The 10,982-nt window shown below is 59.1% G+C and carries 7 protein-coding genes; 6 read left to right on the top strand and 1 reads right to left on the bottom strand.

Annotated elements, in window-relative coordinates; translation table 11 throughout:
- Positions 1-302 precede the first annotated feature (302 nt).
- Positions 303-2,066 (bottom strand): glucan ABC transporter ATP-binding protein/ permease, encoded by a 1,764-nt coding sequence (locus tag RBH71_RS25785; RefSeq protein WP_013636948.1) that lies wholly within the window; start codon positions 2,064-2,066, stop codon positions 303-305.
- Between the two features lie 337 nt (positions 2,067-2,403).
- On the opposite strand from RBH71_RS25785, the gene RBH71_RS25780 reads away from it, so the two are divergent.
- The 6 genes from RBH71_RS25780 to RBH71_RS25755 all read left to right on the top strand — a co-directional run bounded on the left by RBH71_RS25780 (position 2,404) and on the right by RBH71_RS25755 (position 10,957).
- Complete coding sequence (locus RBH71_RS25780) at positions 2,404-3,141, top strand: LuxR family transcriptional regulator (RefSeq protein ID WP_003516548.1); 738 nt, start codon at positions 2,404-2,406, stop codon at positions 3,139-3,141.
- A 106-nt stretch (positions 3,142-3,247) separates the two neighbouring features.
- Positions 3,248-6,709 (top strand): pyruvate carboxylase, encoded by a 3,462-nt coding sequence (pyc, locus tag RBH71_RS25775; protein ID WP_003516550.1) that lies wholly within the window; start codon positions 3,248-3,250, stop codon positions 6,707-6,709.
- Between the two features lie 144 nt (positions 6,710-6,853).
- Positions 6,854-7,654 (top strand): DeoR/GlpR family DNA-binding transcription regulator, encoded by an 801-nt coding sequence (locus RBH71_RS25770; RefSeq protein ID WP_003516551.1) that lies wholly within the window; start codon positions 6,854-6,856, stop codon positions 7,652-7,654.
- A 12-nt stretch (positions 7,655-7,666) separates the two neighbouring features.
- Entirely contained in the window at positions 7,667-8,857 is a 1,191-nt protein-coding gene (locus RBH71_RS25765) for an MFS transporter (RefSeq protein ID WP_003516553.1), read from the top strand.
- A 120-nt stretch (positions 8,858-8,977) separates the two neighbouring features.
- Positions 8,978-10,228 carry a flavodoxin-dependent (E)-4-hydroxy-3-methylbut-2-enyl-diphosphate synthase gene (gene ispG / locus RBH71_RS25760; protein ID WP_003516555.1) on the top strand — a complete coding sequence of 417 codons (1,251 nt, stop codon included), beginning with the start codon at positions 8,978-8,980 and terminating at the stop codon, positions 10,226-10,228.
- Between the two features lie 66 nt (positions 10,229-10,294).
- The gene (locus tag RBH71_RS25755) at positions 10,295-10,957 is read left to right on the top strand and encodes an OmpA family protein (RefSeq protein ID WP_003516557.1); all 663 of its coding nucleotides are present in this window, start codon (positions 10,295-10,297) and stop codon (positions 10,955-10,957) included.
- Positions 10,958-10,982: the final 25 nt, after the last annotated feature.

Genomic DNA, 10,982 nt, shown 5'->3' with positions numbered 1-10,982 from the left:
TCTCAATTAGAGAAATGACACAGCCTCGCGACGGTCTTGCAAGGGCCAACGAGAATGTGAGCCGTGCTCCTCTCGACGTGGCACGCAGGCAGAGCAGTTTTACAGAGCCATGTTTCTGCGCTGTTTTATCGCTGAATGCTGATGGCCAAGGCCAAGGCCAAGGCCAAGGCTAAGGCTAAGGCTTGGCCCTTTCCTGCATTATCAAGGCACATGTCTGCAGCTTCGCAGACCTTGGAAAACGGACAAAGAAAAAGGGCGGACACCACGGTGCCCGCCCTTATTATATTCCGTAAGCCAGAGTGTCAGGAGGCGATGGCTTTCGGCCGGGGCTGGCCCTCGTCCTCTGTCAGCAGGCCGCTGGTGCGCAGCAGCGAGGTGAAGCGTCCGCCACGCTGGCTGAGCTCGTCGAACGTGCCCTTTTCAATGATACGGCCTTGATCGAGGAACAGCACCTGATCGGCATCGCGTACCGTGGAAAGGCGGTGGGCGATGATGAAGGTCGTGCGGTTCATTCTCAGCGCGTCCACGGCGGCCTTAACTCGTGCTTCCGTTTCCACGTCCAGCGCGCTGGTTGCCTCGTCAAGGACCAGGATGGGAGCGTTCTTCAGGATAGCACGCGCAATGGCGATACGCTGGCGCTCGCCACCGGACAGGCGGTTGCCGCGTTCACCCACCTGGGTCAGGTAGCCGGTGATACGGCTGTCGATGAAATCCGTCGCAGCAGCAGCGGCTGCTGCTTCCACGACCTCCGCGTCGGTAGCGGATTCGCGACCAAGGCGGATGTTTTCGCGGATGGAGCGGTTCAGAAGGCCGGCATCCTGGAACACCGTGGCGATGGAGTTTCTGAGCGAGTTCTTCGTCACCGTCGAGATGTCGGTTCCATCGATCAGAATCTGGCCTGAATCAGGATCATAAACACGCTGCAGAAGATTGATGAGCGTGGTCTTGCCCGCGCCCGTCGGTCCGACGATGGCAATCGTCTGGCCGGCCTTGGCCGTAAACGAGATGTCGTGGACACCCTGCTTGGTGTTGGCGAAACCGAAATTGACGTTGCGGAACTCCACGGTGCCGGAGACATTGGACAATTCGCGGGCGTCGCCCGGTTCTTCCCGTTCCTTGACGGAATCCTCCAGCACGAAGAAATCCTCGAGCTTTGCGCGCGCCTCGAAAATCTGGGTCACGAACTGACGCATCTGATCGAGACGGCCGATGAGAAGATTGGCGAAACCGATGAAGGCAATCACGTCACCGACGCGCAATTCGCCGTTCTTCACCAGCACGGTGCCGATGACGAGGATGATCATCATCGAAACGGTGGAGGCAGTGCGGTTCAAGGCACTTGCGAAAGCCCACCAGTCGAGCACCGGATATTGGGCGCTCAGCAGTTTTTCGGTGAAGGATTTCAGCGCCTTCGTTTCAGCCTCGATGCGGTTGTAGCTGTGCAGGACGGACACGTTGCTGATGGAATCGCTGACATGGGCAAAAACGCTGTGATAATGCTCCTCGACCGAAGCCTGGCCATCCTTGGTGCGGCCCATCACCCACTTGCCAATGAACCAGTAGACGATGCCAAGACCGATCAGGACGAAGCTGAGGCGCAGGTCCATGGCAATGGCTGTCGGAATAAGCAGTACGAGCGCGACGAAAGTCGCCAGATGCGTGCGCATGAATTCGAGCCACAGGCCGAACAGCGTCTCGCTGGCGCGTAGAAGCGTATGCAGCGCGTTCGAGGTGCCGCGCAGATGGTGCCAGGAGAGCGGCATGGAGATGATCCGGCCGAAGGCTTCCGTCAGCAGGGTCGCGCGGCGACCGTGGGCTAGCCGGTCGGCCTCGCGGGCGACAGCGACATAAGCCACGGTGTTGAAGACGCCGAAACCCGCCCACAGGATGAGGATGGACGTGACATCGGAGCCGGAAGAGATGGCGTCGATGATCCGTCCAAACAGCACGGGTTCGGCAATGGTGATCGCTGCAAGAATGATGTTGGCGATGACAACGATCAACACCCGCCATTTATGTACGGTCAGATAGCGCAGGGCGCGTGTGTAAACCTGAAACAAAGTCAAATTTTCAATCCAGTCCAGCGTCTGTTTCGAGCGGTTGATTGTTCGGTCTCAATACAATGCTGTTTTAGCAAGGTTGCATGAGACGGCGAAATTTGTGTAATTATCGCTCTTTCAGTCTGAATGGCGGCTTAACAAACCGAGCACGCGTGCGAACCGAAAAAAAACTGAACCCGATGTTTCTAGGGGACGCCGTCACAAGATTTTGCATGTTCGTTTCAGGGATTGCTAACGACGATATGTTCAGTCTGAACCGACCGGCGCCCGAGTAACATGACGTCCTCGCGGGACCATGTCCTTCATGTCATCCCTTCCAGCCAAGCTCCGGGCATGTGTCTTTATGCATGATATTCTTCACTTCATCTCTGCGTGCTACCAGGCGGGAAACGCTGATCGTGTTCGCTCCGAATTTGTAACACTTATTCGCGAATATGGTTTCGAATATTTCCTCGTCAGCCGGCGGATGACCGGGGAGCTTGCTTCCACCGGCCAGATTCTCGCACAACATCTCCCGGAAGGGTGGATCGAGGTCTACCGCGCCAAGAAATATAATCTCGTCGATCCCGTCCGTAAGGTGATCGGCATGGTGCACAAGCCGTTTCAGTGGAAAGAGGCGCTTGAGGGCCTGCCCCGCGCGATGCATCGAAAAAGGGCGAATGTGTTTTTTCACGATGCCGGCCGTTACGGTCTGCAGGGTGGGTATGCCTTTCCGGTGCACGGGCGCGCGGGATTCATCGGCGCGGTGTTCCTTGGCGGCGAGGACCGGCAATTGCCTTCGTTGCACGTTGAGCTGCTGGATGCGGCCACGCGCGCGGTGTTCTGGCGTCTGCTCGATCTTTCAGGCCAGGTCCATAACCTCAACAACGCGCCGAATGTTTCCGCTCTTGAACTTACAAGGCGGGAAATGGAAGTTCTGACGCTGATGGCTGATGGCATGACCTCAACCGAAATTGGACGCCAGCTATCGATCTCCAATCACACGGTCGACTGGTATATCAATGGAATCCAGCGTCGGTTCAGCGCCAAGAACAGGCAGCATACTGTAGCACTCGCCTTTCGCAACGGCTTGCTGAGCTAGTTACGACAGTACGCTTCTCTCCCGAATTGCCCTTTTCAAGACCGGGTTTTGCTGCTTAATTCCGCAGTGCAGCAGAAATTCTGTTTTGGCGTGTGGGGAGACCGTCTTGAAAATATCGAAAATACTTGTTGCCAACCGATCCGAAATTGCGATCCGAGTTTTCCGGGCAGCGAACGAGCTGGGGATAAAAACCGTCGCCATTTGGGCGGAAGAGGACAAGCTGTCTTTGCACCGCTTCAAGGCGGATGAAAGTTATCAGGTCGGCAGGGGTCCGCATCTCGCCAAGGATATGGGACCAATCGAGAGCTATCTTTCGATTGAGGAGGTCATCCGCGTGGCCAGACTTTCCGGCGCGGACGCGATCCATCCCGGTTACGGCCTTTTGTCCGAAAGCCCCGAATTCGTTGAGGCCTGTAACAAGGCTGGCATCACCTTCATCGGACCGACGGCGGATACGATGCGCCAGCTCGGCAACAAGGTTGCCGCCCGCAATCTGGCGATCTCGGTCAATGTTCCCGTTGTTCCTGCAACCAAGCCGCTGCCGGACGATATGGCCGAGGTGGAGCGGCTGGCCGAAGAGATCGGTTATCCCGTGATGTTGAAGGCCTCCTGGGGCGGCGGCGGTCGCGGCATGCGCGCCATCCGCAAAAAGGAGGATCTGGCACGCGAGGTCACCGAGGCCAAGCGCGAGGCGAAGGCCGCTTTCGGCAAGGACGAGGTCTATCTCGAAAAGCTGCTCGAGCGCGCCCGCCACGTCGAGAGCCAGGTTCTCGGTGATACCCACGGCAATGTCGTACATCTGTTCGAGCGCGATTGTTCGATCCAGCGCCGCAATCAAAAAGTGGTTGAGCGCGCGCCGGCACCCTATCTCAGCGAAGCGCAGCGTCAGGAACTGGCCGCCTATTCCTTGAAGATCGCGGCTGCGACCAATTATATCGGCGCCGGCACGGTCGAATATCTGATGGATGTCGATACCGGCAAATTCTACTTCATCGAGGTCAATCCGCGCATTCAGGTGGAGCATACCGTCACCGAAGTCGTGACCGGCATCGATATCGTCAAGGCGCAAATCCATATTCTGGAAGGGGCCGCCATCGGCACGCCGGAATCGGGCGTGCCGAAACAGGAAGATATCCGCCTCAACGGCCATGCACTGCAGTGCCGTATCACCACGGAAGACCCGGAGCACAATTTCATTCCCGACTACGGCCGTATAACGGCGTACCGCTCGGCGTCCGGCTTCGGCATTCGTCTGGATGGCGGGACGTCCTATTCGGGGGCGATCATTACCCGTTATTACGATCCGCTTTTGGTGAAGGTAACGGCCTGGGCGCCGCAGCCGGATGAAGCGATCAGCCGCATGGACCGCGCGCTGCGCGAATTCCGAATTCGCGGTGTTGCGACCAACCTGACCTTCCTCGAGGCCATCATTGGCCATGCGAGTTTCCGCAACAACACCTATACGACCCGCTTCATCGATTCGACGCCGGAGCTGTTTGCACAGGTCAAGCGTCAGGACCGCGCTACGAAGCTGCTCACCTATCTTGCCGATGTGACGGTGAACGGGCATCCGGAAACCAAGGGCCGCGTCAGGCCACCGGCAAATGCGGCACAGCCGGTGGTTCCCTACATCGATGCGCCGACGCCTGATGGCACCAAGCAATTGCTCGACCGGCTGGGGCCGAAGGGCTTTGCCGACTGGATGCGCAACGAAAAGCGGGTGCTGGTAACGGACACGACGATGCGCGACGGCCATCAGTCGCTGCTGGCCACACGCATGCGTACCCATGACATTGCCGGCGTCGCAAGCGTCTATGCCAAGGCCTTGCCGCAGCTTCTGTCTCTGGAGTGCTGGGGCGGCGCCACTTTCGACGTTTCCATGCGCTTCCTGACGGAAGACCCGTGGGAGCGCCTGGCGCTGATCCGCGAGGGTGCGCCGAACCTGCTGCTGCAAATGCTGCTGCGCGGTGCGAACGGCGTCGGGTACAAGAACTATCCAGACAATGTCGTGAAATATTTCGTCCGTCAGGCTGCGAAGGGCGGTATCGACCTGTTCCGCGTGTTCGACTGCCTGAACTGGGTGGAGAATATGCGCGTATCGATGGATGCGATCGCCGAGGAGAACAAGCTCTGCGAAGCGGCCATCTGCTACACGGGCGATATCCTCAATTCTGCGCGTCCAAAATACGACCTGAAATATTATACCAACCTCGCCGCCGAGCTGGAGCGTGCAGGCGCGCACATCATCGCCGTCAAGGATATGGCGGGACTTCTGAAGCCTGCCGCTGCCAAGGTGCTGTTCAAGGCGCTGAGGGAGGCGACCAGCCTGCCTATCCATTTCCACACGCATGACACATCCGGCATTGCGGCTGCGACCGTGCTTGCCGCCGTCGATGCGGGCGTGGATGCGGTGGATGCCGCCATGGATGCGCTTTCGGGCAACACGTCCCAGCCCTGCCTCGGTTCCATCGTGGAAGCGCTGGCCGGATCGGAACGCGATACGGGTCTCGATACGGAATGGATCCGCCGCATCTCGTTCTACTGGGAGTCGGCGCGCAACCAGTATGCGGCTTTCGAAAGCGATCTGAAGGGCCCTGCCTCGGAAGTCTATCTGCATGAAATGCCCGGTGGGCAATTCACCAATCTCAAGGAGCAGGCGCGCTCGCTCGGTCTTGAGAGCCGCTGGCACGAGGTCGCGCAGGCCTATGCCGACGCCAACCGGATGTTCGGCGATATCGTCAAGGTCACGCCGTCCTCCAAGGTTGTCGGCGATATGGCGCTGATGATGGTGAGCCAGGATCTGACGGTCGCCGACGTGGAAAATCCTGATCGCGAAGTGTCCTTCCCGGACTCGGTGGTTTCGATGCTGAAGGGCGATCTTGGACAGTCGCCAGGCGGCTGGCCGGAAGCCCTGCAGAAAAAGGCGCTGAAGGGTGACGCGCCCTATACGGTTCGTCCCGGCTCATTGCTGCCGGATGCCGATCTCGATGCGGAGAGAAAGGCGATCGAGACCAAACTCGAGCGTTCCGTCAACGACTTCGAATTCGCATCCTATCTGATGTATCCGAAGGTGTTCACCGATTTCGCGCTGACCTCCGAGACCTACGGTCCGGTTTCCGTGCTTCCCACCCATGCGTATTTCTACGGCATGGAGGACGGTGAAGAGCTGTTTGCCGATATCGAGCGCGGCAAAACGCTGGTCATCGTCAATCAAGCCTCTTCAGGCACTGACGATAAGGGCATGGTGACGGTGTTCTTCGAGATCAACGGCCAGCCGCGCCGCATCAAGGTGCCGGATCGCGCTCATGGCGCATCCGGCTCTGCGGTGCGCCGCAAAGCGGAACTCGGCAATGGCACACATATTGGTGCGCCGATGCCGGGTGTCATCAGCCGCGTCTTCATCAACCAGGGTCAGGAGGTCAAGGCCGGCGACGTGCTGCTCTCCATCGAAGCCATGAAGATGGAAACTGCGCTTCACGCCGAACGCGATGGCAAGGTCGCCGAGGTTCTCGTGCGCCCGGGTGACCAGATCGACGCAAAGGATCTGCTGATCGCTTACGCGGAATGATGCCCACACGGCATCGCTAGCCGCGATATTTTGTCTTTCATTATAAACGCCCGCCCTCCCGGCGGGCGTTTTGCTGTTGCACCTTCGCTAAAACTCAAATATGCATGTTCGTGCACGTTTGTTCCTGTTTATGCATGAGTCCCGATGAGCGATCATTTTGTCAGCGAGCGGCAGGCGCTCATCCTTTCACAGTTGCGGCAAAGCGGCCGCGTGCTTGCGCAGGATCTGGCCCAGAATTTCGGCGTTTCGGAAGATACGGTCCGCCGGGATCTGCGGGATATGGCGGCGCGCGGGGAGTGTCTCCGCGTCTATGGCGGGGCGTTGCTTTCCGATAGCAAGACGGTGCCGCTGAAGACACGGATCGCCGAGGATGCCGATCGCAAGGCTTCGTTGGCGTGCGCAGCAATTCCGCTGCTTGAGCCGGGCATGGTCGTCTTCATCGATGCCGGCTCCACCAATCTGGCCATTGCAAGAGCTGTCCCCGCCGGTCTCAAATTGACGGTGGTAACGAATACGCCTGCTATTGCCGCTGAACTCACGGGGCGGGCCGATATCGATTTGATCATGATCGGCGGCAAGGTCGATCCGGCCGTCGGTGCGGCCATCGACGCCTTGGCGTTGCGGCAACTCGAGCTGATGCGGCCCGAACTGTGTATTCTTGGCGTTTGCGGTGTTGCGGCTGAGACCGGCCTGTCGGCGGATATTTTCGAGGATGCCGTGTTCAAGCGGCTTGCCTGCAGCGCCAGCCAGCGGATTGTTGCCGCCATCACCACGGAAAAGCTGGGCCACAAGGCGGCGTTTCACGTGCACGACTTTTCTCCGCCTCTTTCCCTGGTGCTGGAACATGACGCCGACCGCACATTGGTCGAGGCGCTGTCGGCTAAAGGCGTACAAGTTCATTTCGGCGGCGATGACGCCGTCCAACTCTCTCACGGTCAAGTCTGAAGGATATTACCGATGAACGGCCCCACGACATTTTCGCCGACGGTCAAGCGCTCGTCCTATCTGACGCGGCACAGGCTCGGTGTATCCCTGCTGTTTTTGATGAACGGTTTCATGATGGGATCGTGGGCGCCCAAAATACCGGAATTTGCGGCGCGGTTATCCCTCAGTGAAAGTGCGCTTGGCCTGATCATTCTGGTTTTCGGCGTCGGCTCGCTGGTTTTCATGCCGATCGCCGGTTCCCAGATCGCCCGTTTCGGATCGCGAACGGTCAGCCTTGCGAGTGCGGCTATTTTCTTGCCGACACTGCTTTTCATCTCCTGGGCAGACACGATCTGGGCAGGTGTGATTGCGGTTTTCCTGTTCGGCGGGCTGACAGGGGCGATGGATGTCGCCATGAACGCCAATGCGGTGGCGGTCGAGCGTGACATGCGCCGCGCCATCATGTCGTCGTGCCATGCTTTCTGGAGCCTGGGCGGCCTGATCGGTGCCGGTCTTGGCGGCTATCTCATCACGGCCATTGGCGTGCAGGGGCATGCGATCGCGTTGACGGTCATCGCCCTTGTTTTGCTCGTCGTCGCGTGGCCGCGCGTTCTTGCGGATCGCCCGCATGCCGAGGAGGAGCGTCCGAAAGGTCGCTTGCCGCTGACGCCCTTGCCGTGGATTATCGGTCTGATGGCGCTGTTTTCGATGATTCCGGAAGGCGCGATCCTCGATTGGGGTGCCCTTTATCTGCGCAATGAACTCGGCGCTTCCGTGTCCCAGTCCGGTTTCGCTTTCGCGGCCTTTTCCATGACCATGGCGGCCATGCGTTTTGCCGGCGATCTGGTGCGCGACCGGTTCGGCGCGGTCAATACCCTGCGGTTCTGCTCGGTCATGTCGATTGCGGGCCTTCTGATTGCGGGTCTTGCGGGAAATTCCACGTTTGTGATCATCGGCTTCGCGATTGCCGGCATCGGTATTTCCAACATGGTGCCGATCGCCTTTTCGGCGGCGGGGAACATGCCGGGATTGGCACCCGGCATCGGCCTGTCGGTCGTCACCACCATGGGTTATTCCGGGATTCTGGTAGCACCCTCGGCCATCGGCTTCATTGCCGAACATACCGGCCTCGCCAGCGTATTTCTCGCTCTGCCGTTGTTGCATGTGGTGGTTTTGCTGCTTTCGCGGCTCGCCCGGCATGCGGATGGTGCGGGCAAGGAATAGGCGTCTCGAATTTTGCCATGATTGCGGTAAAGTAGAAGCTCTTATGCGTTGGGTGTTGACAAGCAGGCCCCCTTGTTTCACCTCAATTGCCAGACCTTGCCGCAAGCTCCAGAGACCGCCATGACGTCACACGCCGATTACGATCCAAAGCCCCGCCGTGCATCCGTTGCCGTCGACGTAGGGGGCGTCATCGTGGGTGGCGGTGCGCCTGTCGTCGTACAATCCATGACCAATACCGACACGGCGGATATCGACGCCACCGTGCAGCAGGTGGCGGCACTTTTCCAGGCCGGTTCTGAAATGGTGCGCATCACCGTCGATCGCGATGAGAGCGCTGCCGCTGTGCCGAAAATCCGCGAACGGCTGCTGCGCCTTGGAATGGACGTGCCGCTGATTGGCGATTTCCACTATATCGGCCACAAGCTTCTGGCCGATCATCCGGCCTGTGCCGAAGCACTGGCGAAATACCGCATCAATCCCGGCAATGTCGGCTTCAAGGACAAGAAGGACAAGCAGTTCGGCGAAATCGTCGAAATGGCGATCCGTTATGACAAGCCGGTTCGCATCGGTGTGAACTGGGGATCGCTTGACCAGGAATTGCTGACGACGCTGATGGACAAGAACAAGGAGGAGGGTTTTCCGCTCTCTGCCCGTCAGGTCACCCGCGAAGCCATCGTCCAGTCGGCACTGATTTCCGCAGAGCTTGCCGAAGAAATCGGCCTGCCGCGCAACCGCATCATCCTGTCTGCCAAGGTCAGCCAGGTACAGGACCTGATTGCCGTTTATTCGATGCTGTCGGAACGCTCCAACCACGCACTGCATCTCGGTCTTACCGAAGCCGGCATGGGTTCCAAGGGCATCGTCGCCTCGTCTGCTGCCATGGGTTATGTGCTGCAGCACGGTATTGGCGACACGATCCGCGTCTCGCTGACGCCGGAGCCGAACGGCGACCGCACCCGCGAGGTGCAGGTGGCGCAGGAATTGCTGCAGGTCATGGGTTTCCGCCAGTTCATTCCGGTGGTTGCGGCATGTCCCGGCTGCGGGCGCACCACCTCTACCGTCTTTCAGGAACTTGCCCAGAATATCCAGAATGACATTCGCAAGAACATGCCGATCTGGCGTGAAAAATATCCCGGTGTGGAAGCGCTCAATGTTGCTGTCATGGGCTGCATCGTTAATGGCCCCGGCGAAAGCAAACATGCCGATATCGGCATTTCACTGCCTGGAACCGGCGAAAGCCCCGCTGCACCGATCTTCATCGATGGCGAGAAGGCGCTCACCCTGCGCGGTCCCAACATCGCCGCGGATTTTGAAGCGCTTGTGATCGATTACATCGAAAAGCGTTTTGGCCGGAAAGATGCGGCGGAGTAAAAACTACCGTGAAAATGCCGAAATTCCACTGTCATACCGCCTGAACCCTTCGGAGCATCAAAACACATGATCAAAAAAATCGCGATCGTTGCCCTTTGCGGGACCTATCTTTCCGCGTGCACCACCACCGATCCCTATACGGGTGAGCAGAAGATGTCGAACACGGCGGGCGGCGCTGGTATCGGCGCTGTCGTCGGTGCTCTCGGTGGTCTGGCTGTCGGCGGTTCGCCGGTCGGTCGCCGCAACGCAGCCCTCATCGGCGCCGGCATCGGTGCACTCGCCGGTGGCGCAATCGGCAATTACATGGATGGTCAGGAATCCGAGCTTCGCGCCCAGCTTCAGGGCACTGGCGTTTCGGTTACCCGCCGTGGCGACAGCATCGTTCTCAACATGCCGTCGAACATCACCTTCGCGACGGATCAGGATCAGGTCATCCCGCCCTTCTATCAGACACTCGATTCCGTCGCCATCGTGCTGAACAAGTTCAACCGCACGCTCATCGACATCAACGGCCATACCGACTCCACCGGCAGCCAGCAGCACAACCAGGCGCTTTCCGAGCGTCGTGCGGCGTCTGTTGCAAATTATCTCGGCGCACGCGGCGTCGACCAGCGCCGTATTTCGACGCTTGGCTTCGGCCCCTCGCAGCCGATCGCTTCGAACGCAACGCCGGATGGCCGCGCCCAGAACCGTCGCGTCGAAGTGCTGATTTCGCCGCTCAAGGGCTGATTGGCTGAAAAACGGTGAGCCGGGA

Origin of the sequence: Rhizobium sp. AN68 (assembly GCF_030758035.1) — a bacterium.
Lineage (GTDB): Bacteria > Pseudomonadota > Alphaproteobacteria > Rhizobiales > Rhizobiaceae > Agrobacterium > Agrobacterium tumefaciens.
The sequence above is the reverse complement of the archived record's forward strand: the minus strand, read 5'-3'. Positions and strand labels throughout refer to the sequence as shown.